Here is a 23,093-nt window from a genome sequence, read left to right on the forward strand (position 1 = left end):
CCCCAAATGATCGGGCCGGGCCCGAGGTGTACGGACGAGTGCCCAGTGCGCACTCTCCCCTGAAACGCGCCGCATCGTGGCGGCTCGCCCCCCGGTGTGGCCGGGGTGGCGTCAACAGGCAGAAAAACGGAGGGTGGCCTGCGCCACCCTCTTGCATCACTCGGCCTTGCCTTGTTGCTTGGCCCGCATGATGTTGATGATCTCGATATCGGTATCCAGCATCCCCTGTTTGGAGAGGCGACCCAGGTTGGCTATGGTCTGATCCACATCGTCGGAGACGATGCCTTCGCTCTGGGGCACGTGCAGGTTGTTGATGGCCATCAGCGACGATTTGACCGCCGCCGAGGTGGAGGTAGAGACCTTCATGGAACAGGCGCTGCCCGCGCCGTCGCAGATGATACCGGAAACGTCGCCGATCATGTTGTTGATACAGTGACTAATTTGCTCGAACTGGCCGCCCAGCAGCCAGGTGATGGCGGCCCCCGCCCCCATGGCGGCGGTGCTGGCGGCGCAGAGGGCCGACAGCTTGTTCTGGTAGGTCTTGATGTAGATGGCCACCAGGTGGCTCATCACCAGCGCCCGGGTCAGCTGCTCATCGCTCGCCTGGAGGAAGCGGGCGGCCGCCACCACCGGCATGGTGGCGGCAATGCCCTGGTTGCCGGAGCCCGAGTTGGACATGGCGGGCAGCATGGCACCATCCATCCGCGCATCGGAGGCGGCGGACGACAAACGCATGGCCAGGGTCATCAGGTCATCGGAGAGCAGCTTGCGCTCCACCTGCTCGGTGAGGATCTTGCCGATGCGCAGGCCATACCCCTGCAACCCTTCATCTGCCAGCGCCTGGTTCATGGTGGCCGCCTCGCGGATGAAGTCGATCTCGGCCAGCGGCACCTGCAGGGCGAACTCGACAATCTCGCGCAGGGTCATGGCTGGCTTGCTGGAAGGGGCGGCCTGGATCTGCACGCCGGGGGCGCTGTCCTGCGCCATCAGCACCTCGCCGTCTCGCTCCATCAGGATGATGCGGGTGTGGTCGGTACAGATCACCACCCGGGCGCTGTGCCCCTCCACCTGTGCCAGCACCTCGGCGTAGAGCACGTCCGGCACGTCCTTCACATCCACCTTGATGGCGGGCAGCAGCGCCTTGGCGGCGTCGACCTGATCCGGCGTGAGAGTCTTGAGCACCTCCAGCCCGGCATCCGGGTTGCCACCGGTGATGCCGACGGCGGCCGCCACCGGCAGACCTATCATGCCGGTACCCGGCACGCCGACCCCCATGCCGTTCTTGAACAGATTGCCGCTGACCCAGACGCTGACGCGGGTCGGCACCTGCCCCAGCAGCTTGCGGCAGTTGGCCGCCGCCAGCGCCACCGACATGGGTTCGGTGCAGCCAAGGGCCGGCACCACTTCACGCTTGAGCAGGGTAATAAAGTCGGTCCATTGTGCTTTCATTGCGATGTATCTCATGTTCACGGTGCCCGATGCGGGCTTGTCATTGTGCTGTCCACCGCGCAGTGGCGGAGCGACATATAACCAGTATGGCGGGAGATGCCGGGTCGGCTGCAGCCGGTCGAGGGTCGAGCCGATGATCGGGGCCGCCTGAGTCGTTGGGCAATCCGATCAACTTTTGGTAACTCTAAAGCAATAGGACTCAAATAAATTTGAGCCGCTTCGCTTTTTGCGCAGGCATTATGCCCAACTGGCGGTGAAGTGCCACAAAATGTGAACAAGCGCACGGCAGGTCGCTGCCGACCTGGTTCAGCCGGCAGCGGGGAAAGTCAGAGCCCGTAACGGGTCAGCAGGGATTGATATTCGGGGGTCTGTTTGAAAGCCTTGAGGGCGAGGGAGAACTGATAGGCCAGCCGCTCGTTGCCGGGCCTGTGGGTAAAGGCGAGAAAATTGCGGTTGCTCTCGCTCACCAGTTTTTCGCTGTGACCGACCTGATCCTGCAGCCCCTGCCCCTTGAGCAGGTAACGGCCCACCATCTGGTTCATCACGACCCCATCGAGCCGCCCCGCCATCATCAGGTGCAACTGCTTGATCATGTTGCTCTCCCCGGTCATGGCCACCCGGGTAAACAGGGCCGAGGTGAGGAACTCCTCGCCGTAGGCGTAATCGGCCTGGGTACCGATACGCAGCCCTTTGAGGCTGGCCAGCCCCTGGAAGTCGACGGGTCTGGCGAACGGGAAGAAGAGCACTTCTCCACTCTGGGAGAGGGGTTCATCCGGATAGTGCAACCACTCCAGCCGGCGCTCTTCGAAGAAGGCATCGACGATGGCATCACCGCGCTGGAGCCTGGCCTCCTGCAGCACCCGCTTCCAGGGCAGTACCTTGACCGTGGTCCGGTAACCCATCCGCTTGAGCACGGTGCGGGCCAGCTCCAGATCGGCACCGCCCAGGCTGCCGTCATCGAGCCGCATCACATAGGGCGGCCACAGCTCGGTCAGCAGGGTCAGGGTCGGTGGCTCGCTCGCCTGTACCGCCCACCCCCACCAGAGGCAAAGCAGGATCCATCCTTTACGCCACACCATGCAGTGATCTCCTCTGTGTATTGGCTGAGGATATACCAAAAAGTGAGTAATAAAAAAGGAGGCCGGAGCCTCCTTTTTTGCTTTCCTCTCCGGCGCTTACAGCGCTTTCAGGATAGCCTCGACGCTGGCCTTGGCATCGCCAAACAGCATCTGGGTGTTCTCCTTGAAGAACAGCGGGTTCTGCACACCGGCATAGCCAGTGTTCATGGAGCGCTTGAAGCCGATGACGTTCTGCGCCTTCCACACTTCCAGCACCGGCATGCCGGCGATGGGGCTGCCCGGATCTTCCATGGCGGCCGGGTTGACGGTGTCGTTGGCACCGATCACCAGCACGGTGTCGGTATCGCTGAAGTCTTCGTTGATCTCGTCCATTTCCAGAACTATGTCATACGGGACTTTCGCTTCCGCCAGCAGCACGTTCATGTGGCCTGGCAGACGGCCGGCCACCGGGTGGATACCGAAGCGCACCTTGACGCCGCGATCACGCAGCTTCTGGGTGATTTCAGCCACCGGATACTGGGCCTGTGCCACCGCCATGCCGTAGCCCGGGGTGATGATGACGGAGCTGGAGTTCTTCAGCAGGTCAGCCACGTCTTCGGCGCTGGTTTCGCGGTATTCACCCATCTCCTGGTCGGCCGTGGAGGCCACGCCGTCGGAGCCGAAGCCACCGGCGATCACCGAGATGAAGGAGCGGTTCATCGCCTTGCACATGATGTAAGAGAGGATCGCACCGGAGGAACCCACCAGCGCACCCACCACGATCAGCAGGTCATTGGAGAGCATGAAGCCCGCCGCCGCCGCCGCCCAACCGGAGTAGGAGTTCAGCATGGAGACCACCACCGGCATGTCGGCGCCACCGATGGAGGCCACCAGGTGCCAGCCGAAGGCGAAGGCGATCAGGGTCATCACCAGCAGGGCGAAGGTAGAACCGCCCGCGTTGACGAAGTAGACCATCAGCGCCAGCGAGGCGACCACGGCCAGCAGGTTCAGTTTGTGGCGGTGCGGCAGCATCAGCGGCTTGGAGGAGATGAGGCCACGCAGCTTGCCGAACGCCACCACGGAACCGGTGAAGGTCACCGCACCGATGAAGACGCCGAGGAAGATCTCGACCAGGTGGATGTTCAGCATGGCGCCGGAGAGGTGCTCGACCTGGGCGACGCTGGCCGCCTGCTCGAACGCCGCACGGGCGGCTGCCAGGGTGGCATCCAGGTTGGAACCGACGGACACGACCACTTCAGCAGGCGCGGAGGGGTGCAGATCGATGAAGCTGTTGAAGCCCACCAGCACGGCTGCCATACCCACGAAGCTGTGCAGCACGGCCACCAGCTCGGGCATCTCGGTCATCTCGACCTTGAGCGCCAGACGCACGCCGATGGCACCGCCGATCACCATGGCCAGAATGATCCAGTGCACGCCACTGGTTTCCGGGTTGAACACGGTCGCGAGCAGGGCGATGGCCATCCCCGCGATACCGAACAGGTTGCCATGCTTGGCCGTCTCTTGCTTCGACAGTCCCGCGAGACTGAGGATAAAGAGCACGGCGGCAACGATATAGGATGCTGTTACCAGTCCTTGAGACACGTTAAACCCCCTTAATCCTTACGGAACATCTTCAGCATGCGCTGAGTGACGGTGAAGCCACCGAAGATGTTGATACTGGCAATCAGCACGGCGACGAAGGCCAATGCGGTGACCAGGGTCGACCCTTGCCCAATCTGCAGCAGGGCACCGACCACGATAATGCCGGAGATGGCATTGGTGACCGACATCAGCGGCGTGTGCAGGGCGTGAGAGACGTTCCACACCACGTAGTAACCGACCACGCAGGCCAGGATGAATACGGTGAAGTGGGAGAGGAACGCCGCAGGCGCCACGGCAGCAACCCAACCGAAGGCGGCGATGCCGAGGGCACCGAACACGAACTTCTTGTTGGAGGGCTTGGCCGCTTCCTTCTTGGCGGCCGGTTTGGCGGCAGCCGGTTTTTGCGGGGCGGCAGAGACCGAGATGGCGGGCGGCGGGAAGGTCACTTCACCGGCCTGGATCACCGTCATGTTGCGCTGCACCACGTCTTCGAAGTTGATGGCAACGTTGCCGTCCTTCTCCTTACACATCAGCTTCATCAGGTTGACCAGGTTGGTACCGTAGAGCTGGGAGGATTGGGCAGGCAGGCGGCCCGGCAGGTCGGTGTAACCGATCACCTTGACGCCGTTGCCGGTGACATGCAGTTCACCCGGCACAGTGTATTCGCAGTTGCCGCCAGCCTGGGCAGCCATGTCCACGATCACCGAGCCCGGCTTCATGCTGTCCACCATCTCTTTGGTGATCAGCTTGGGTGCCGGCTTGCCCGGGATCAGGGCGGTAGTGATGATGATGTCCACTTCCTTGGCTTGCTGGGCAAACAGCGCCATCTCGGCCGCGATGAACTCTTCGCTCATCACCTTGGCGTAACCGTCGGAGGAGGAGCCATCCTCGCCACCGAAGTCCAGCTTGAGGAACTCGCCACCCATGGACTCGATCTGCTCGGCCACTTCCAGACGGGTATCGAACGCACGCACGATGGCACCGAGGGAACCGGCAGTACCGATGGCGGCCAGACCGGCGACGCCGGCACCGATCACCAGTACCTTGGCAGGCGGCACCTTGCCGGCTGCGGTGATTTGGCCGGTGAAGAAGCGACCGAACTGGTGCGCGGCTTCCACCACGGCGCGATAGCCACCGATGTTGGCCATGGAGGAGAGGGCATCGAGGGACTGGGCACGGGAGATCCGCGGCACCATGTCCATCGCCATCACATTGATGTTGCGCGCGGACAGCTTCTTGACCAGCTCAGGGTTCTGGGCAGGCCAGATGAAGCTCACCAGGGTGGCACCATCTTTAATTTGTGCGATCTCGGCATCGGTCGGCGCATTGACCTTGAAGATGAGGTCGGCTTGCCAGACGCTCGGCACCACGCTGGCACCGGCAGCCTCGAAGGCGGCATCATCGAAGCTGGCCAGCAGGCCGGCACCGGCCTCGATGGCGACCTCGAAGCCGAGCTTTTTCAGCTGCTCAACGGTGGCCGGGGTCGCTGCGACCCGGGTCTCACCGGCGAGACTCTCTCTCGGTATTCCAATCTGCATGACTATTCCCTGATGGTTAATAAACAATCGCTGCCCAGTGTCGCATTTCTGGCGAAACAAGACATGACCAAAGTGCAGGTCACGGGCCCTTTGTTATGAAAATCAGTAGGCTTTACCTCAACCTCCTGTCATGGCCAGGCCCCCGCTTTTCAGGCGCGAAGGTGATTAGTATCAAATTTTGGAGTTTTATTACAACCGCAGTCCCGGCGGGGCGCGTACAGAATTCAGCCCATCCCGGACCATGATTTAAAAAAACAAACCAAATTAGCAACTTATACCAGTAAAAAGCGCTGGAAAAAGTGATCCAACCAGTCAAAAAAAATGTTTTACCGGCCCTCTATCTTAGCGCTTTTTGTTCTTACGAAATCCGCACGGATCACAGATATCGGGCCGAAAACGAAAAAAGTAACTGTTTTGTAACAGACAAGGGGCCGGCTACCCGCCAAATGAGCGGATCCGGCCCCTGCTATTTAATCGTTTCGATGGTGACGGGCCAGTGCGCCCCGCTTACCAGGCCGCCTCATAAATATGCTGGCTCTGCACCAGGTCGATATCGCCGTGCTCGCCGATGGCGGTCATGCCGTGTTCTGCCAGCTTGCCGAGCAGGGTATCAATTCCTGCGTCCGCCACGCCGTAATCCCGCAGCCGGGTCTTGACCCCCATCCGCTCGAAGAAGTCGCGGGTGGCGGCGATGGCGCCATCGATGCGCTCCGCTTCACTGCCGCTGCGCAGATCCCACACTCGCTCGGCGTATTGCAGCAGTTTGGCGTGTTTCTGCTGGCGCTTGGCCTGCAGCAGGGCCGGCAGCACCACTGCCAGGGTCTGGGCGTGGTCGAGGCCGTGCAAGGCGGTGATCTCGTGACCCAGCATGTGGGTCGCCCAGTCCTGCGGTACACCGGCCCCGATCAGGCCGTTCAGCGCCAGGGTGGCGCTCCACATGATGTTGGCGCGCACCTCGTAGTTTTCCGGTTCCACCAGCGCCTTGGGGCCCTCTTCCAGCAGGGTCAGCAGCAGACCTTCGGCGAAGCGATCCTGCACCTTGGCGTTGACCGGATAGGTGAGGTACTGCTCCAGGATGTGGATGAAGGCATCCACCACCCCATTGGCCACCTGACGGGCCGGCAGGGTGTAGGTCAGCACCGGATCGAGCACGGCGAAGCGCGGCATCACGAAGGGCGAGAAGAAGTGCACCTTGTCGCCGCTGCTGCGACGGGTCACCACGGCGCCCATGTTCATCTCGGAACCGGTAGCCGGCAGGGTCAGCACGGCGCCGAGCGGGATGGCGGAACGCACTTCGTTGCCCACGGTCTCGAGGATGTGCCAGGGATCCCGGCTCTCGTCGTAATGGGCCGCTGCGGCGATAAACTTGGTGCCGTCGAGCACGGAGCCGCCGCCGACGGCCAGCAGGAAGTCGACCCGTTCGGCGCGGGCCAGCTCGACCGCTCCCATCAGGGTTTCATAGGTGGGGTTGGGCTCGATGCCACCGAATTCAAACAGGGTCATGCCGGCCAGCTCGCTGCGGATCTGGGCCAGCAGGCCGCTGCGTACCACGCTGCCGCCGCCGTAGGTGATGAGGATGCGGGCATCGCGCGGCAGCTGTTCACGCAGCTGGGCGACCTGGCCCTTGCCGAACAGGATCTTGGTCGGGGTATGCAGGGTAAAGTTGTTCATCGACATTGCCTTTGTGAGTATCTGGCGGCCTGGCCGCAAAAATGTGATTGCATTTTTCTCCAGACAACCAATACCATCAAGGCAACATCCTGCTTTATTTTTGCCTATTCCTACAAAGCAGCCAAAACAGAACCCAAGAGCATCCCATGCAGACCCGCTACACCGATCTCGCAGCCAAGCTGGCTCGTCACGTCACTGCCCCCGGCATCACTCCCTCGCCAGTGGATCAGGTGAGCCTCATCTACACCACCGAATACCACGGCCGTACCCCGGTGCTCTATCAGCCGCGGATGATCGTGATCCTGCAGGGGCACAAGGTGGGCTATCTGGCGGATCAGGTGTTTCGCTACGACCCCAACCACTACCTGCTAATGACCCTGCCGCTGCCCTGCGAGTGCGAGTGCTTCGCCTCCCCCGAGCAGCCCCTCATCGGCTTCTCCCTCGAGATCAACCTGGTGACCCTGCAGGAGTTGCTGCTGGAGCTGGGAGATGCCCTGCCCGCCCCCGCCCCGCAAAAGAGCGGCGTGCACTCGGTGCCCCTGTCGGAGGCCATGTTCTGCGCCGCCGAGCGGCTGATCGATCTGATGGACAAGCCCCATCACGCCCGGGTGTTGGGGCCGCAGACGGTGCGGGAGATGCTGTTCTACGCCCTGCACGAGGGGGGCGGCCCCGCGCTGCAGGCGCTCGCCAACCGTCACAACCATGTGGGCCAGATTGCCCGGGTGCTGCGTATGATAGAGTCGCGTTACGCCGACAACCTGACCATGGAGGAGCTGGCGCGGGAGGTGAACATGAGCGTCTCCGCCTTCCACCACCACTTCAAGGCGGTCACCGCCACCTCGCCGCTGCAGTACATCAAGTCGTTTCGCCTCCACAAGGCGCGGATGATGATGCTGCACGACGGCATCAAGGCGGGCACCGCGGCAACCAGGGTCGGCTACGAGAGCAACTCCCAGTTCAGCCGGGAGTACAAGCGCTTCTTCGGCAGCACGCCGACGGATCAGGCCTCCCGCTTTCGGGAAGGCCAGCTGCGCATCATAGAGGGATAACCAGAGAGGAATTGTTCATGCGTGCACTGCTTTGCCTGCTCACCGCCTGTCTGCTGACGGCCTGTACCGGCCTCGCCGACGGCATCCGCCCCGTTACCGGCTTCCAGCTCGATCGTTATCTTGGCACCTGGCACGAGATCGCCCGCCTCGACCACGGTTTCGAGCGCGGACTGGAGCAGGTGAGCGCCACCTACAGCCTGCGCGACGACGGCGGGGTCAAGGTGCTCAACCGCGGCAAGCAGAGTGACGGCAGCTGGCGTGAAGCCGAGGGCAAGGCCTACTTCGTCGACAAACCGGACGAGGCACGGCTCAAGGTGAGCTTCTTCGGCCCCTTCTACGGCGGCTACAACGTCATCGAGCTGGACCCCGATTACCAGCTCTCACTGGTGACCAGCTACAACCACGACTACCTCTGGATCCTCGCCCGCTCACCCCATCCGCCCAAGGACAAAGTGGATGCGCTGATCGCCAAGGCGAAGTCGCTGGGCTTTGCCACCGATCAGCTGATCTGGGTCAAACAGACCCCCTGAACCTGTCGTGAAACAAGAAAGGGCAGCCTGCGGGCTGCCCTTTTTCATGGACGTTCGCCTGATGTTCAGAGCCGGAAGCGGCCGATCTCCTGCTCCAGCCGCTCGGTCAGCGCCTTCAGCTCGGCGGCCTGGGCCGCCTCCTGATTGGCCTGCTCGGCCAGCTCCTGGGAGACGTGGCGGATGTTCTCGGTGTTGCGGCTGATCTCGCTGGTGACCGAGGTCTGCTCTTCGGCCGCCGCCGCAATCTGGGTCGCCATGTCGCTGATGGCGCCGATCGCCTCGTTGATCTGCCCCAGGCTCAAGTTGGCGGACTCAGCATCCTCCACGCTGGTGCCCGCCAGCTGGCGGCTGGTCTCCATGCCGCTCACCGCCCGGCGGGTGGTCTGCTGCAGGGTCTCGATCATCTGCTGGATCTCGTCGGTGGAGTCGTGGGTACGGCGCGACAGCACCCGCACCTCGTCCGCTACCACTGCAAAACCGCGGCCCTGCTCGCCGGCCCGGGCCGCCTCGATGGCCGCGTTGAGCGCCAGCAGGTTGGTCTGCTCGGCGATGCCGCTGATGGTGGCCAAAATGCCGCTGATCTTCTGGGCGTGGGCATCCAGCTCCACAATGATCTGGCTGGCATCGGCCACTTCGTCCGCCAGCCCGGTGATGCTGCGCTGGCTCTGACCGACCTGTGACTGGCCGGCAACCGCCAGCTTGACCGCATCGCCGGAGGTAGTGGCGGCAAACTCGGCGTTGCCGGCGATCTCCTGAGTGGCGGAGGCCATCTCGGTCACCGCGGTCGCCACCATCACGATCTCGTCCTGCTGCTGGCGTACCCGCTGGCTGCGAGACTGGGCCCCTGCCGCCTGGGCGCGGGACTGGGCCGCCAGCTCGACGGTGACGTCGCGCAGCCGGCTGACGATGCCATGCAGCCGCGCCACGAACTGGTTGAAGCTCTCCGCCAGCTGACCCACCTCATCCTTGCTGCGAGTGTTGATGTGCACCGTAAGGTCCCCCTCGCCGTGAGCGATGTCGTGCAGCGCACCAGCGACCCGGCCCAGATCGGCAAACAGATACTTGAACATGGCGGTGAGCAGGGCGCTGAACACCAGCATCAGCACCAACGTCAGCCCCACCAACTGCCACAGCAGAGTGGCAAGCGGCGCCTCCAGCACGTCGCGATACATCACCATGGCCAGCAGCCAGTCGGTGCCCGCCACCGGCTGCACCGCCAGCAGCACGTCACGCCCGTCCAGGGTGGCGGCGTGCAGCTCGTTGTTCTCGCGGCCCCACTGCTGGAAGGTGGCCGCCGACAGGTCGGGGGAGAGCTCCGCTATCTGCTTGAGCGCCAGCTCCTTGTTGGGATGGCCGACGATGAGGCCGCTGCTGTCGAGCAGCATGGCGTATCCCTCACCCTGCACCTGCATCGCCAGCACCTCGTCGATCAGCTTGTCGAGCGCCAGGTTGGCCCCCACGGCGCCGACCAGTTCGCCCTGATGGAGCACCGGCTCGGAGAGGGTGACCACCAGCTTCTGCATGGTGACGCTGACATAGGGAGCGGTGACGATGAGCTGCCCCGCCTTCACCGCGTCCTGATACCAGGGGCGCTCGCGCGGGTCATAGTTGCCGGTGTTGAGGGAGGGGTCCTGGCGGGTCATCACCCCCTGGGTCGAGCCAAAGTAGGTAAGCCCGAACCCGCCCGAGGTGTAGGCCTGCTTCAAGTGCGGCACCAGCTCGGCCTGCGGATTGTCGGCGATCAGGTTCACCAGCGCGTGCACCGTGTTCTTGCGATCCGCCATCCAGTCGCCGATAGCCACCGAGTAGGCGTGACCATAGTTGACCGCCTCGCTCTGGATGGCGCTCATGGTGCGGGATTTGAGGGTGTGAAAGGCAACGATGCCGAGCAGTGAGGCCATCAGCAGCACCACCCCCAGACTGGTGGCCAGCAGCTTGCCGCGCAACGAAAGTGTCATGACTACGGATCCTTGTTGTTGTGACGGGCCAGGGAGAGACCCTTATTTAATCAAGGCTATCGGCCACATGCTGAACAGACTTTAGTGAATCCCAATATTTTTACATCTATCAACAACAGAACCCGCTACTCGTCATTACTGGATCGCTATTCCATGCTGCTGACAACCCGCATGAAGGGGCGAAAAAGCAGCTCCCCATGACAACAACAAGGCCGCCCGCAGGCGGCCTCCCATACTCTGCCCGGCAGGGCTACTTGACCCGGGCAATGGCGGTATTGAGCCGCATATTGGTCGCATCCAGCCCTGGGGTCTGGCCATGGAAGTCGAACTCCAGCCTGACCCCGGGGCGGAACAGCAGGCAGTGGGTGGAGCCGCCGAAGTGGAACATGCCGAGCGGCTCCCCCTTCTGCACCCGATCCCCCGCCTGCACCGTGATCTCGCAGCTCGACACCTCGGCCATCCCCACCGGCACCACGCACATCAGGCCGATTTTGGGGTTGTCGGCCTCGATGAAGATGAGTGCCCGGGTCGCCACCGAGGTGAGGAACGGCTGGGAATTGTTGGGGGCGCTGGGATCCGCCCCCTGCGGGTCGGCAAAGCCTTCGAACTGGTTTTCCAGATAGTAGGTGCCGTTGACGATGCGTACCTTGCGGATGGTACCGCTCACCGGGCTGTGCCAGCGGTGGTAGCTGAGCGCGCTGAGGAAGGCCTGGTAGACGGTGCCGCCTTCGAAACGGGGCGCCAGATCGTCAAAATCGAGCATGTTGTCCAGCGAATAGGGCTGCCCCTTGAGCCAGAACTGATCGCTGCGGCTCACCTCCTTGCGTACCTGCAGCGGCGCCGACTCGCAGGCGTTGACGATGACACTGTCATCCGTCGGCGCAGATACCGGCCGCACCCCGGCCCGAAAACGTCGGGTGAAGAAGTCGTCCCAGCAGCTGAACCCGTGGTATTCGGCCGCCGGCTCGCACTCGAAGATCTGCTCGAAACTGCCCGGCGTGGGGTTGGGCCCCTCCCCGACCGCCTCGTTCGCCACCTTGACCATCTCGGCCTTGGCCACCTTGCCGAGCCAAGGCACCACCAGGGTCTCCTGATCCAGCCGGCTGACCGGTTCATTCAACACGTAGCGGGAAGCCGGGCTTTGCAGGAACTGGGCCCAGTAGTCGAGGATCTTCTTGAACTGCTGGTTGATCAGGGCGTTGGCAAAGAAGTGATAGCCGGCCTGGGTGGCCATGGGCCAGTCGAGCAGGGCATTGATGGGAAAGCCGATGAGACCGGATGGCTCGTGGCTGGGGATGTCCTGATACGCCTCGGGTGCCGTGGTCATGATGCCGTTGAGCAGCCCCAGGAACTCCTCGAACGAGCGTACCTCCGGCTGACCGAGCGGGGTCAGGTGCTTGTGGCGCCAGGCTTCCTTGAACATGGCTTCGGCCTGGGCATGCAGCGCAGGATCGGCATGGACCAGATCCCGCAGCTCGGCGATGGGGGGCACCAGCGCACGCGGCTGCTGGGTCACGTAGTGCTTGATCCGCCGGATCCAGCGCTCGATATGGGCGCCATCGCGGGGGATCCAGCCACCGGGACGGGACTTGTTCAATCGGGTTTCAACTGCCTTGTTCATGGTTCGCTCTCCTCAGCTGATGTTCACGCCCACAATCCACGGCTTGAGCATTGAGTGCCGGCCTGCCAACGGCATGCCAGGGCACCGACCCTGTTATGTAGCACAGGGAGCGCGGCGGGACGATTGCCAGAAACGACAGGGCAAACCGGCGCAACAACGACTAGCGGTCGGGATGAACGAGTACAACGGGAGGGAACGCCCTGCTACAGCAGGCGGGGCAAGGGACGACGGGAAAAACGAGAGGCCCGGAAAAGCGAAAAGCCAGCTCAATGAGCTGGCTTCTCTGAAAAATGGCAGGGGCGGCAGGACTCGAACCCGCAACCATCGGTTTTGGAGACCGCTGTTCTACCAATTGGAACTACGCCCCTGCAACAAACGAGGCGAATTATACAAAGCCGGGATCAAAGGTAAAGGCTTTTTTCTCACTTTCGGTGCGATTGCACAAAGGACGAGCAGATCTCGTCACTTTTTGCAGCCAAAGGGGGTAACTCGCTGTATTTACAGCCTTGTTTGGGTAGGAAAGCAGCGGCAATGGGGGTAGGGTGAAGAGGTGGCCAGGCAATGAGGAGGCTGCTCATGCTCAATTATCGGTTACTTCAACAACTTGCACCGCTCAACTTCCGGGATGAGAGCAAAACCGAGGCCCTGCCGGACTATCTGGCACGGGTCGCCCCGCTGGTGCCCTTCATTCCCGACAATGTGCTCTCCCAGTGGATTTACCGCCATTGGCGCGGTTTTGAATCCAACTGGAGCTTTATCGATCTCGCCCGCCACCAGTTCGAGTGTGAAAGCTGGCCCACCGCCAGGATCATCGAGCAGACCGGCTCCCGCCATATGGAGGTGGTCGAACGCTGGGGCGAGATGCTGAGGCACAACCGTTACGTCCGTCGCTCCTGGCTCGGGGAGTACATGCTGAGTCAGGGTACCTGGTCCGAACCCATCATAGTGCTGGCGTCGGCGGCGGGCAGCAGCTACCCGGACGGTCACCCGCTGCCACAACCCTATTGCCTGCTGGAGGGACACCACAGACTCGCCTATCTGCGCAGCATGGCCGAAGATGCGCAGCCCTTGCAGGCCGAACACCAGGTGTGGGTTTGCCGGCCAGTTCGCGACAGTTAAACGTTTTTCCGCGCAAATCTTGCCTTTGAAATAAATTTTTGACAATTCAAAATGCGACTCTATAATCTGTCCGGTTTGAAAAAAGGTCAGGACAGGACGATGCAGTTTTTGCTGAAAAAAACAGCCTTGCAGACGGGTGGAGCGCACCAGAGCGGCCCCGTTGTTTCCGGTTCCCGACCCACAGATCCCCAATTGTTTTTAAAAAAAGCCCCTGTTTCAGGGGCTTTTTTTTGTGCCCGAAAAACCTTCATTGATGTCAAAGGGAATGCAGACGATGACCAATCCACTCTATAAGAAACATGTCATCTCCATTTCGGACCTGACCCGGCCCGACATGGAACTGGTGGTCGCAACCGCACAGCGGTTGAAGGCCGAGCCCGACACCCGCTTGCTGAAAGACAAGCTGGTTGCCAGCTGCTTCTTCGAAGCCTCCACCCGTACCCGCCTGTCGTTCGAGACCGCGGTCCAGCGCCTGGGCGGCAACATCATCGGCTTCGCCGACGGTGGCAACACCAGCGCCAAGAAGGGTGAGACCCTGGCCGACTCCATCAAGATCATCGGCTCCTACACCGATGCAGTGGTGATGCGTCATCCGAAAGAGGGCGCCGCCCGCCTCGCCTCCGAGTTCTCCCGGGTACCGGTCATCAACGGCGGTGACGGTTCCAACCAGCATCCGACCCAGACCCTGCTCGACCTCTTCTCCATCCACGAGACGCAGGGCAAGCTGGACGGCCTCAATGTCGCCTTCGTCGGTGACCTCAAGTACGGCCGCACCGTGCACTCGCTGGCCCAGGCCCTCAGCCTGTTCAACTGCCGCTTCTTCTTCATCTCGCCGGAAGCGCTGGCGATGCCGGACTACATCTGCGAGGAGCTGGAAGAGAAGGGCATCCAGTTCAGCGTGCACGAGACCATGGAAGAGGTGATGCCGGAGCTCGACATCCTCTACATGACCCGGGTCCAGAAAGAGCGCTTCGACGAGACCGAATACAAGCACATGGCCGCCAAGTTCGTGCTGGAAGTGGCCACCCTGGAAGGCGCCAAGCCCACCATGAAGATCCTGCACCCCCTGCCCCGCGTCGACGAGATCGACGTCGCGGTCGACAAGACGCCCCACGCCTACTACTTCCAGCAGGCGGAGAACGGGGTTTATGCACGCCAGGCGCTGCTGGCTCTGGTACTGAACGAAACCGTCTAAGGGAAAGGGGTATATCATGTCCGAGAAGAACCAACTGCAAGTCGAAGCCATCCGTCACGGCTCCGTCATCGACCACGTCCCCGCCGGCCAGGGCATCAAGATCCTCAAGCTGTTCCAGCTGATCGAGACCCAGGAGCGCATCACCGTCGGTTTCAACCTGAAATCCGGCGCGCTGGGCAAGAAGGATCTCATCAAGATCGAGAACACCCGCCTGACCGAGCAGCAGGCCAACCAGCTGGCACTGTTCGCCCCCAAGGCGACCGTCAACATCATCGAAGACTTCGCCGTGGTGAAGAAACACCAGCTGGAGCTGCCGGAGTTCATCGCCGGGGTGTTCCACTGCCCCAACTCCAACTGCATCTCCCACAACGAGCCGGTGGACAGCTACTTCCGGGTGCGGGAGGTGAAAGGCGTGGTGCGGATGAAGTGCAAGTACTGCGAGAAGTCCTTCACCCAGGACATCGTCAGCGAACGCTACTGATAGCCAGACTCAAAAGATATCCAGGTGGGCCCCAAGGGGCCCATTTTTGACCCCTGTCACATCACCAAATAACCAGTTGGTTATAATTTGCCATCCAAACAGAGCTATTCCCGCTCATTTCCTGCCAGTGCATTGATTGCCAGTATTTTTTGCTGATATTCAGCGAATGCGGCAGATATCGAGCGTTTACCGTCGGTCATCATCAAAGGAATTCGCCGTGGTCAAAACCCTCAGTCGTCCCGTGGAACAAGAGCCCGATCTGGCCCAGCTGGATGCCTGTCGCCAGATCATCGGTCAGCACTGCTACAGCACCCAGGAGGAGATCCGCCGCGAGCTGTCGGAGCGCGGTTTCGCTGACATCAGCCAGTCCACCATCTCCCGTCTGCTGCGCCGGCTCGGCGTGGCCAAGGCCCAAAACGCCAACGGCAAGAAGGTCTACACCCTGGTGGACGAGCAACTGGAGCCCGCTGGCAGTACCCGCTCCATCCACGACATGGTGCGCGAAGTGGTGCACAACCAGCAGATGGTGCTGATCCACACCACCCCGGGCGCCGCCACCGTGGTGGCCCGCCTGCTGGATCGCAACGCCAATCCCGAGATCATGGGCGCCGTCGCCGGCAACGACGTGGTGCTGGTTGCCCCGCGCCACATCAGCCGCACCCGTCAGGCCCACGCCGCCGTGGTACGCACCCTGGCCCAAGCCCGCTAAGCCCTCTCCCCCGAAGAAATCGAGGCGACCAGAAGGTCGCCTTTTTGTTGCCGCTGATATGCGCCAAGGCGGCTCATCCTCACCCGTTCTCCCCTCCCCACGGCTTGAATCGTCATGAATCAGCCATAAAAAACGGGAGCCACCGGCTCCCGTTTTCAGCTTTCTCTTCGTGGTGGATCAGAGCACTGCACCCAGGCTCAGGCAGACCACGATCAGCACGGTCAGCAGGCCAAGCAACGGGGCCACCCATTTCAGCCAGCGTACGTAGGGCACCTTGGCAATCGCCAGGCCACCCATGACCACGGCGGAGGTCGGGGTCACCAGGTTCACCAGGCCGGAGGCGGACTGATAGGCGGTAACCACCAGCTCGCGACCCACGTTGGCGAAGTCGGCCAGCGGTGCCATGATCGGCATGGTCAGCACGGCCAGACCGGAGGAGGACGGCACCAGGAAGGAGAGCACCACTTCCAGCACGAACATCACGTTGATGAACACCACGGTGGAGAGGCCGGTCACGATCCCTTCTGCACTGTGCAAGATGGTGTGAGTGATCATGCCGTTGTCCATCACCACCACGATACCGCGGGCGATACCTATGATGAGGGCGACGCCGAGCAGGTCGCGGGCACCGTCGATAAAGTTGGAGGTCAGCTCCTCTTCACTCATGCGGGAGATGACACCGACTATGATGGCGGCGGCCAGGAACACGCCGGAGATCTGCGCCATCCACCAGCCCAGCACAGCCACCCCGTAGATCATCACGGCGAAGGCGGCGACGAAGATACCCAGCACGATTTTACGGGTCAGGGTGAACTCCAGCATCTGGTCGCTCTTGTTGCCAAGGAAGTGGGCACGGTTCTCTTCCCACTTGTCAGCCACCAGGGATTTGCTCGGGTCGTTGCGCACCATCTTGGCGTAACGCATCACATAGGCCACGCACAGCAGCCAGCCGGCAACCAGCATGGCGACGCGCAACCAGATGCCGTCGGTGAAGGAGATACCGGCCGCGTTGGCGGCAATCACGGTGGCGAACGGGTTGATGGTAGAGCCCAGGGTACCGATACCGGCCCCCAGCAATACGGTTGCGGCAGCCACCACCGGGTCGAAGCGGGCGGCCATCATCACCGGCACCAGCAGGGTGTAGAACGGCAGCGACTCTTCCGCCATGCCGTAGATGGTACCGCCCGCGGCGAACAGCGCCATCAGGATCGGGATCATCCACTCTTCCCGGCCGCGCAGACGGTCGGTTACACGCTCGATACCGGCATCGATGGCGCCTGTCTTGGTCACAATGCCAAGAAAACCACCGATGATCAGGATGAACAGGGAGACGTCGATGGCGCCTGCCTGATAGGTGTCATGGTTATAAAGACCGTCGATAGGTGCCAGCAGCACATCGACGATCCCCTGGGGATTGCCCTCCACCAGTTTGTAGGTACCAGCCACCGGCACTTCCTTGCCGAGGGCCTCGTTCATGGTCATTTCATATTTGCCGGCCGGCACTATCCAGCTCAGGGCGGCCACCAGGGCGATCAGCACGAACAGTATCGTGTAGGCTGACGGGAACTTGAATTTGGTCATGGTCCAGCTTCCTTCTGTGGGTGTGGTATCCATGCAGGCTGCGGGTCGTAGGGTTAGAGGTATTATGCCGCTGTCACATGGTCGAAAAGCCGGGGGTCACCCCCCGGCACCACTACTGCGACCTTAGTCGCCCAGCGTAGCAACCATCACTGCCTTGATGGTGTGCATCCGGTTTTCGGCCTCGTCGAACACGATGCTGTGCTCGGATTCGAACACGTCCTCGGTCACTTCCAGGCCTTTCATACCATATTTGTCAGCCACTTCCTTGCCCATGGTGGTCTCATCGTTGTGGAACGCCGGCAGGCAGTGCATGAACTTCACATCCGGGTTCTTGGTGGCGTTGATGACATCCATGTTGACCTGATACGGGGTCATCAGTTTGACGCGTTGATCCCAGGCTTCTTTCGCTTCACCCATGGAAACCCAGACGTCGGTGTAGAGGAAGTCGGTACCCAGCACACCCTCTTTGACATCTTCGGTCAGGGTGATGCGTGCGCCGGTTTCTTCGGCGATCAGGCGGCACTTGGCAACCAACTCTTCTTCCGGCCAGAAGGCTTTCGGCGCAACCAGGCGGATGTCCATGCCCATTTTGGCGGCGCCGACCATCAGGGAGTTGCCCATGTTGTTGCGGGCATCACCCAGGTAGGCGAACTTGATTTGATCCAGACGCTTGCCCTTGCCGTGCTCCAGCATGGTCATGAAGTCGGCCAGGATCTGGGTCGGGTGGAATTCGTTGGTCAGGCCGTTCCAGACCGGTACACCGGCATAGGCACCCAGCTCTTCCACGATCTCCTGACCGTAGCCACGGTATTCGATGCCGTCATACATGCGACCCAGTACCCGGGCGGTGTCCTTCATGGACTCCTTGTGACCAATCTGGGAACCGCTTGGGCCGAGGTAGGAGACTTGCGCCCCCTGGTCGAAGGCCGCCACTTCAAACGCACAACGGGTACGGGTGGAGGTCTTCTCGAAGATCAGGGCAATGTTTTTGCCGGTCAGGTGTTTACGCTCATAGCCACCGTATTTGGCTTTCTTCAGGTCGATGGCCAGATCGATCATGTATTGGATTTCGCGCGGGGTGAAGTCCAGCAATTTCAAGAAGTTACGGTTACGCAGATTAAAAGCCATGATGAGTTCTCTCTATATTTGTTCAGACCAATTTAGGCAGTAGTGTTGACTACGCATTCTTCAGTACAGATTTGTGCAGACCCCGGAGGGCCGAGTTTCAATTACGCATTCACGGTACGGGTGGCGACGATATTGGTACCGGCTTCGCCCTTGAGGATGGCCAGGCCATCTTCCAGCGAACCGATGCCGACCATGCCGCCGGTAGCTTTGACAAATTCACAGGAGGCTTCGACTTTCGGTCCCATGGAGCCGGCATCGAACTTGACCCCGGCCAGCTCATCCGGGCTGGTGATCCGCAGCGGACGCTGGGTCGGTTTGCCCCAATCCAGATAGACGGCATCGGCATCGGTCAGGATCAGCAGGGCGTCGGCCTTGATCTGCTTGGCCAGATAGGCGGCAGACATGTCCTTGTCGATGACGGCTTCGATGCCGGTCAGGCTCTGGCCATCCCAGGTCACCGGGATGCCACCACCACCGGTACAGATGATGAGGTGACCCTGGGCGATCAGGGTTTCGATGGCGTCGCCTTCGACGATGCGCTGGGGCAGCGGGGACGGCACCACGCGGCGGAAGAACTTGCCGTCAGCCTTGACCACCCAGTGCTTCTCGGTCGCCAGGGTGCGGGCTTCAGCCTCTTCGTAGACGGGGCCGATAAATTTGGTCGGATTGGCAAACGCCGGATCCTTGGGATCAACCTGCACCTGGGTCAGCAGCGCGGTGACGTTGCGGCTCGGCATCAGGTTCTTCAGCTCCTGGATCAGCATGTAGCCGATCATGCCTTGGGACTCGGCACCCAGCACATCCAGCGGATAGGGGGATACCTTGGTGTAGGCACTGTTTTGCAGGGCCAGCAGACCGACTTGTGGGCCGTTGCCATGCACCAGCACCACGTTGTACTCCTGAGCGATCAGGGCGATGGTCTTGGCCGCAGTGGCGATGTTTTTGCGCTGGATGTCAGCTTCGAGCGGCTCGCCACGACGGAGCAGAGCATTGCCACCCAGGGCGACGACGACAGTTGGTTTTTTCATGAGTGTTACTCTCGAGTCTTGGTATCTGTGGCGCCGGCCTCTTGCCGGCGCCACGCCGTCTTGTTAGATGCCGTCGCGTTCCATCGGGCAGCTCATGCAGCGGGCGCCGCCGCGACCACGTCCCAGCTCTTCACCCGGGATGGGCAGCACTGTGATGCCTGCCTTGTCGTACTTCTCGTTGGTGTAGGTATTGCGCTCGTAACCCACCACCACGCCGGGGCGCACGGTCAGCACGTTGTTGGCATCGTTCCACTGCTCGCGCTCGGCCTCGAAGGTGTCACCGCCGGTGGTGATGAGCTTGAGCTGATCGACACCCAGCGCCTTCTCGATGGCGGTGACGAAGTAACCCTCTTCCTTGATGTTCATGCCGGTGGCGCCGCCCGGAGTCAGGCTCCAGCAGTTCACATCCTTGCGGATGACTTCCGGATAAACGGAGAAGGTGTCTATGTCCATGTGGGTCATGACGGTATCGAGGTGCATGCAGCTGCGGTGTTTCGGCAATTGCATGGCGATGACCTGTTTGGCCTGGCCGTGTTTGAACAGGCCGCGAGCCAGATGCTCGACCCCTTGCGGTGTGGTGCGCTCGGACATGCCGATGAGCACGGAACCGCGGCCGATGACCAGCACGTCACCCCCCTCGATGGTGGAGTTGTCGTAGTCGCGATCTTCATCACCGAAGTATTTGATGAAGTCCTGACCGGCGAACTGCGGGTGCCAGCGGTAGATGGCCTTCACGTGGTTGGTCTCGCGACGACGGGCGGCCTTGGCCATGGGGTTGATGGAAACGCCACCATAGACCCAGCAGGAGGTGTCACGGGTAAAGAGGTGGTTGGGCAGCGGCTCGATGATGAAGTCGGTTGGGGCGTGCATGCCGACGACCATGTTGACGCCGCTGTAGGGCATCTCGGAGTAGGTCAGGCCGCCGGAGAGAATGCGGGCCAGTTCACGGTGCGGCATGTCTGCCAGGAAGCAGCGCACGTCGTTGGCAAAGGAGGTGCCGAGGCGATAGTCGGAGACCTGATGTTGCAGCAGCCAGGTTTTGGCTTCCGGCACGTCCAGAGTTTCGGCCAGCAGATTGGTCAGCAGGAAAACTTCGACATTCTGATCGCGCAGTACCTGAGCGAATTTGTCGTGCTCCTGACCGGCACGTTCAACCGACAGGACGTCATCAAACAGCAGATCCTGGCAGTTGGAAGGAGTCAGACGCTTCAGACTGAGGTTGGGGCGGTGCAACATGACACGGCGCAATTGGCCAACTTCAGAACCTACATAAAATTTGCTCATGATTATATTCCGTCTAGCAGTGGTCCCTGCGAGTGATTGAATAGATTCCTTCTATTCATGCTCGTGGCTAAGGCGGGATATTCTTTATGTAGGGTAATCGGCTTGTGTTCTATCCTGCCCTTGCCTTTCTAGACCGAGGTTAGACCTGCCAATCACGCCAAACTTAGACATTGATCACATTCACTTATAACTGAATAAAATCACGGTTTATTCTTTGATAGGGATAACAGAACTGACAATCTCCCATTCATCACCTTCGTTTAAATACGCACTTTTCATCGTGAATTTTTCATATTTCTTCTTGTTTCATTCATCCACTATATCTACTAAGGGATATATAGGAAAACAAAAAACCTTCAATTTCATATAGATAAAAACAGAATCAACATTCATTGAATTTAATATGCAAAAAAATGAATTTTATGAGATTTCAGAGCGGTGATACGGGGAAATAAATAGTCATTGCCTGCCTGCTCACTGAATAATCTGTTTGTTGTCCCAGATCATGGCATCTCGTCTAACCCGCTCGCGCAGGCCCGCTGCGGCGCACCTGCCAGCTCATCATTTATATGGATATGCACCCAGCCCGCATCTTGGCCGCTCATTTTTCAGGACGCCTGCCATCGGCTCTTTTCAAACTTTTTTCATTAGTTGAATTTATTTCAGCACCTTGCGTCACCAACCACCTCGGCTTAACTCAGAAAGTGATCAGGATCACACCCGTTTTATCACCAAGGAGCTAACCATGAAGATCAAATCACTGCTGTTGTTTGCAAGCCTGCTGCTGCCCATGACCCCAGCACTGGTCAGTGCAGAAGGGGCGCCGGCCATGCCGCTGGTGGTATGCCAGGTCGATAAGGCTCCCCAGATGCTGGTGCCGGCCTATGTCTGTCAGTGGTATGGCGGCAGCCAGCACTACTGAGAGTGAGAGCCCAAGAGGAGGCCACCTCCTCTTGGCTTGTCATGGCCCAACCCCCTCCTATACTCAATGCAGCTGTTTTTCATAGGGATAGGAGACGGTCATGATCCTGCTGGTCGGTGGCGAAAAAGGGGGGAGCGGCAAGAGTTGCCTGGCCCAGAATCTGGCGGTTTACCTTAGGACCCAGTTTCATGGCGAGGTGTTGCTGGTCGATTGCGATCCACAGCGCACCACCTCGGACTGGATCCAGGAGCGCAATGACAATCCGGACCTGCCCCAGATAAATTGTGTTCAGCTCTACGGCAACATCCGCAACGACCTGCTCAGCCTGAAGAACCGCTATGACTATCTCATTGTCGATTGCGGCGGCCAGGACAACCGGGCATTGCGTTCCACCATGGCAGTTGCCACCCACGCCCTGATCCCGCTGCGCCCCAAGCGCCGCGACCTCAAGACCTTGCCGCACATGGAAGACCTCATCACCACCTGCAAGATGGTCAACCCCAGCCTGCGGGCGGCCGTGGTGCTGACCCAGTGCCCTGCCCTGCCCAATCAGGTGAAACGGATCCTGGAGGCCAAGGAGGTGTGCTCTTCCTTCGGTGTCGACGTTCTCAACTCCATTACCTATGGCCGCAATGTCTACGACGACAGCGAGGAGAAGGGGCTGTCGGTGATGGAAATAGAACCGGATGGCAAATCGGCCGAAGAGATCCGGGCCATCGCCAAGGAGTTTCTGGAGCTGGGGGTGTGAGATGGGCCTTGCCGACCTGAAGAAGAAACACAATCTGCATCATCAGAAGAAGTTCACCATTGACGAGTTCATCGAAGATGCTGACTTCTACGCCAAGGGCAAACCCAAGGTTGTCAGCCTGGAGCTGAATCTGCATCGGGAGGAAGCCCTCACAGCACTCGCCTTCATCGAGAATGGTGAACACCTGAAACCCAGCTACAAAAAAGCGACCTTTTCCCTGAGTACCACCGCCATCGATGAGCTTGGCAGCCTGACCCAGCAGGATGGCATGAACAAATCCCTGTTGCTGCGTCTGTTTACCCATTACTTCTCCTCCTTGAGCCCGGAAGAGCGCCAAACCATCTATGAACGGCTGCAGGAACACAACTGACACGACAGTCGTGACACTGATTATCGCCCCCAGTTCCCCGCGCTCTGCTCCC

The 23,093-nt window shown here is 60.6% G+C and carries 21 protein-coding genes and 1 tRNA gene; 10 read left to right on the forward strand and 12 right to left on the reverse strand.

The window, feature by feature from the left end; all coding sequences use genetic code 11:
- Nucleotides 1–156: 156 nt before the first annotated feature.
- The 5 genes from E5E96_RS06135 to yqhD form a co-directional block, all read right to left on the reverse strand.
- Nucleotides 157–1,464 carry a serine dehydratase subunit alpha family protein gene (locus E5E96_RS06135; RefSeq protein WP_049045902.1) on the reverse strand — a complete coding sequence of 436 codons (1,308 nt, stop codon included), beginning with the start codon at nt 1,462–1,464 and terminating at the stop codon, nt 157–159.
- Between the two features lie 311 nt (nt 1,465–1,775).
- The gene (locus E5E96_RS06140; RefSeq protein ID WP_171281746.1) at nt 1,776–2,528 is read right to left on the reverse strand and encodes an ABC transporter substrate-binding protein; all 753 of its coding nucleotides are present in this window, start codon (nt 2,526–2,528) and stop codon (nt 1,776–1,778) included.
- 96 nt (nt 2,529–2,624) lie between these two features.
- Nucleotides 2,625–4,109, reverse strand: coding sequence for a Re/Si-specific NAD(P)(+) transhydrogenase subunit beta (pntB, locus tag E5E96_RS06145; RefSeq protein ID WP_011707742.1), 1,485 nt, complete (start codon nt 4,107–4,109; stop codon nt 2,625–2,627).
- A gap of 11 nt (nt 4,110–4,120) precedes the next feature.
- Nucleotides 4,121–5,647, reverse strand: coding sequence for a Re/Si-specific NAD(P)(+) transhydrogenase subunit alpha (pntA, locus tag E5E96_RS06150; RefSeq protein WP_011707743.1), 1,527 nt, complete (start codon nt 5,645–5,647; stop codon nt 4,121–4,123).
- A 507-nt stretch (nt 5,648–6,154) separates the two neighbouring features.
- Nucleotides 6,155–7,318 carry an alcohol dehydrogenase gene (yqhD, locus tag E5E96_RS06155; RefSeq protein ID WP_024945180.1) on the reverse strand — a complete coding sequence of 388 codons (1,164 nt, stop codon included), beginning with the start codon at nt 7,316–7,318 and terminating at the stop codon, nt 6,155–6,157.
- Nucleotides 7,319–7,464: 146 nt separating this feature from the next.
- Between yqhD and E5E96_RS06160 the strand changes: the two genes are divergently transcribed.
- Both E5E96_RS06160 and E5E96_RS06165 read left to right on the forward strand, forming a co-directional pair.
- The gene (locus tag E5E96_RS06160) at nt 7,465–8,367 is read left to right on the forward strand and encodes an AraC family transcriptional regulator (protein WP_010635812.1); all 903 of its coding nucleotides are present in this window, start codon (nt 7,465–7,467) and stop codon (nt 8,365–8,367) included.
- Nucleotides 8,368–8,384: 17 nt separating this feature from the next.
- Nucleotides 8,385–8,897, forward strand: coding sequence for a lipocalin family protein (locus E5E96_RS06165; RefSeq protein WP_171281747.1), 513 nt, complete (start codon nt 8,385–8,387; stop codon nt 8,895–8,897).
- A gap of 65 nt (nt 8,898–8,962) precedes the next feature.
- Here E5E96_RS06165 and E5E96_RS06170 read toward each other — a convergent pair whose 3' ends face one another.
- The 3 genes from E5E96_RS06170 to E5E96_RS06180 all read right to left on the reverse strand — a co-directional run bounded on the left by E5E96_RS06170 (nt 8,963) and on the right by E5E96_RS06180 (nt 12,844).
- Nucleotides 8,963–10,855, reverse strand: a complete 1,893-nt coding sequence (locus E5E96_RS06170; protein ID WP_171281748.1) for a methyl-accepting chemotaxis protein — start codon at nt 10,853–10,855, stop codon at nt 8,963–8,965.
- A gap of 250 nt (nt 10,856–11,105) precedes the next feature.
- Nucleotides 11,106–12,476 (reverse strand): phosphatidylserine decarboxylase family protein, encoded by a 1,371-nt coding sequence (locus E5E96_RS06175; protein ID WP_171281749.1) that lies wholly within the window; start codon nt 12,474–12,476, stop codon nt 11,106–11,108.
- Between the two features lie 291 nt (nt 12,477–12,767).
- Nucleotides 12,768–12,844: transfer RNA gene (locus E5E96_RS06180), tRNA-Trp, on the reverse strand.
- A gap of 208 nt (nt 12,845–13,052) precedes the next feature.
- On the opposite strand from E5E96_RS06180, the gene E5E96_RS06185 reads away from it, so the two are divergent.
- From E5E96_RS06185 to E5E96_RS06205, 5 genes are all read left to right on the forward strand, one after another.
- Nucleotides 13,053–13,595 (forward strand): hypothetical protein, encoded by a 543-nt coding sequence (locus E5E96_RS06185; protein ID WP_049045510.1) that lies wholly within the window; start codon nt 13,053–13,055, stop codon nt 13,593–13,595.
- A gap of 99 nt (nt 13,596–13,694) precedes the next feature.
- A complete protein-coding gene (locus E5E96_RS06190) occupies nt 13,695–13,889 on the forward strand; it encodes a hypothetical protein (protein ID WP_123785055.1) in 195 nt (64 codons plus the stop codon).
- A complete protein-coding gene (pyrB, locus tag E5E96_RS06195) occupies nt 13,870–14,790 on the forward strand; it encodes an aspartate carbamoyltransferase (RefSeq protein ID WP_016352301.1) in 921 nt (306 codons plus the stop codon). The genes E5E96_RS06190 and pyrB overlap by 20 nt, the downstream gene beginning before the upstream one ends.
- A gap of 16 nt (nt 14,791–14,806) precedes the next feature.
- Nucleotides 14,807–15,271, forward strand: a complete 465-nt coding sequence (pyrI, locus tag E5E96_RS06200) for an aspartate carbamoyltransferase regulatory subunit (RefSeq protein WP_011707750.1) — start codon at nt 14,807–14,809, stop codon at nt 15,269–15,271.
- 217 nt (nt 15,272–15,488) lie between these two features.
- A complete protein-coding gene (locus E5E96_RS06205) occupies nt 15,489–15,980 on the forward strand; it encodes an arginine repressor (RefSeq protein WP_016352302.1) in 492 nt (163 codons plus the stop codon).
- A gap of 177 nt (nt 15,981–16,157) precedes the next feature.
- Here E5E96_RS06205 and E5E96_RS06210 read toward each other — a convergent pair whose 3' ends face one another.
- The 4 genes from E5E96_RS06210 to arcA form a co-directional block, all read right to left on the reverse strand.
- A complete protein-coding gene (locus tag E5E96_RS06210; protein WP_011707752.1) occupies nt 16,158–17,561 on the reverse strand; it encodes a YfcC family protein in 1,404 nt (467 codons plus the stop codon).
- 123 nt (nt 17,562–17,684) lie between these two features.
- A complete protein-coding gene (argF, locus tag E5E96_RS06215) occupies nt 17,685–18,689 on the reverse strand; it encodes an ornithine carbamoyltransferase (protein ID WP_017409770.1) in 1,005 nt (334 codons plus the stop codon).
- A gap of 101 nt (nt 18,690–18,790) precedes the next feature.
- Complete coding sequence (gene arcC, locus E5E96_RS06220; RefSeq protein WP_073352119.1) at nt 18,791–19,717, reverse strand: carbamate kinase; 927 nt, start codon at nt 19,715–19,717, stop codon at nt 18,791–18,793.
- 63 nt (nt 19,718–19,780) lie between these two features.
- Nucleotides 19,781–21,001, reverse strand: a complete 1,221-nt coding sequence (gene arcA / locus E5E96_RS06225) for an arginine deiminase (RefSeq protein WP_011707755.1) — start codon at nt 20,999–21,001, stop codon at nt 19,781–19,783.
- A 745-nt stretch (nt 21,002–21,746) separates the two neighbouring features.
- Between arcA and E5E96_RS06230 the strand changes: the two genes are divergently transcribed.
- From E5E96_RS06230 to E5E96_RS06240, 3 genes are all read left to right on the forward strand, one after another.
- Nucleotides 21,747–21,923, forward strand: a complete 177-nt coding sequence (locus tag E5E96_RS06230; RefSeq protein WP_017409769.1) for a hypothetical protein — start codon at nt 21,747–21,749, stop codon at nt 21,921–21,923.
- Between the two features lie 100 nt (nt 21,924–22,023).
- Entirely contained in the window at nt 22,024–22,671 is a 648-nt protein-coding gene (locus E5E96_RS06235; RefSeq protein ID WP_011707757.1) for an AAA family ATPase, read from the forward strand.
- Between the two features lies 1 nt (nt 22,672).
- Complete coding sequence (locus tag E5E96_RS06240) at nt 22,673–23,041, forward strand: CopG family transcriptional regulator (protein WP_011707758.1); 369 nt, start codon at nt 22,673–22,675, stop codon at nt 23,039–23,041.
- Nucleotides 23,042–23,093: the final 52 nt, after the last annotated feature.

It is taken from the genome of Aeromonas sp. 1805 (assembly GCF_013085525.1).
GTDB lineage: Bacteria > Pseudomonadota > Gammaproteobacteria > Enterobacterales > Aeromonadaceae > Aeromonas > Aeromonas hydrophila.

What these genes read in the sequence shown, in the direction of transcription:
- pyrB (WP_016352301.1), top strand. Translation starts at nt 13,870, where the DNA reads ATGACCAATCCACTCTATAAGAAACATGTCATCTCCATTTCGGACCTG.
- E5E96_RS06135 (WP_049045902.1), bottom strand. Translation starts at nt 1,464, where the DNA reads ATGAGATACATCGCAATGAAAGCACAATGGACCGACTTTATTACCCTG.
- E5E96_RS06190 (WP_123785055.1), top strand. Translation starts at nt 13,695, where the DNA reads ATGCAGTTTTTGCTGAAAAAAACAGCCTTGCAGACGGGTGGAGCGCAC.
- pyrI (WP_011707750.1), top strand. Translation starts at nt 14,807, where the DNA reads ATGTCCGAGAAGAACCAACTGCAAGTCGAAGCCATCCGTCACGGCTCC.
- E5E96_RS06160 (WP_010635812.1), top strand. Translation starts at nt 7,465, where the DNA reads ATGCAGACCCGCTACACCGATCTCGCAGCCAAGCTGGCTCGTCACGTC.
- E5E96_RS06185 (WP_049045510.1), top strand. Translation starts at nt 13,053, where the DNA reads ATGCTCAATTATCGGTTACTTCAACAACTTGCACCGCTCAACTTCCGG.
- arcC (WP_073352119.1), bottom strand. Translation starts at nt 19,717, where the DNA reads ATGAAAAAACCAACTGTCGTCGTCGCCCTGGGTGGCAATGCTCTGCTC.
- E5E96_RS06235 (WP_011707757.1), top strand. Translation starts at nt 22,024, where the DNA reads ATGATCCTGCTGGTCGGTGGCGAAAAAGGGGGGAGCGGCAAGAGTTGC.
- E5E96_RS06240 (WP_011707758.1), top strand. Translation starts at nt 22,673, where the DNA reads ATGGGCCTTGCCGACCTGAAGAAGAAACACAATCTGCATCATCAGAAG.
- E5E96_RS06165 (WP_171281747.1), top strand. Translation starts at nt 8,385, where the DNA reads ATGCGTGCACTGCTTTGCCTGCTCACCGCCTGTCTGCTGACGGCCTGT.
- pntA (WP_011707743.1), bottom strand. Translation starts at nt 5,647, where the DNA reads ATGCAGATTGGAATACCGAGAGAGAGTCTCGCCGGTGAGACCCGGGTC.
- E5E96_RS06230 (WP_017409769.1), top strand. Translation starts at nt 21,747, where the DNA reads ATGAAGATCAAATCACTGCTGTTGTTTGCAAGCCTGCTGCTGCCCATG.
- yqhD (WP_024945180.1), bottom strand. Translation starts at nt 7,318, where the DNA reads ATGAACAACTTTACCCTGCATACCCCGACCAAGATCCTGTTCGGCAAG.
- E5E96_RS06140 (WP_171281746.1), bottom strand. Translation starts at nt 2,528, where the DNA reads ATGGTGTGGCGTAAAGGATGGATCCTGCTTTGCCTCTGGTGGGGGTGG.
- E5E96_RS06210 (WP_011707752.1), bottom strand. Translation starts at nt 17,561, where the DNA reads ATGACCAAATTCAAGTTCCCGTCAGCCTACACGATACTGTTCGTGCTG.
- arcA (WP_011707755.1), bottom strand. Translation starts at nt 21,001, where the DNA reads ATGAGCAAATTTTATGTAGGTTCTGAAGTTGGCCAATTGCGCCGTGTC.
- argF (WP_017409770.1), bottom strand. Translation starts at nt 18,689, where the DNA reads ATGGCTTTTAATCTGCGTAACCGTAACTTCTTGAAATTGCTGGACTTC.
- E5E96_RS06175 (WP_171281749.1), bottom strand. Translation starts at nt 12,476, where the DNA reads ATGAACAAGGCAGTTGAAACCCGATTGAACAAGTCCCGTCCCGGTGGC.
- E5E96_RS06170 (WP_171281748.1), bottom strand. Translation starts at nt 10,855, where the DNA reads ATGACACTTTCGTTGCGCGGCAAGCTGCTGGCCACCAGTCTGGGGGTG.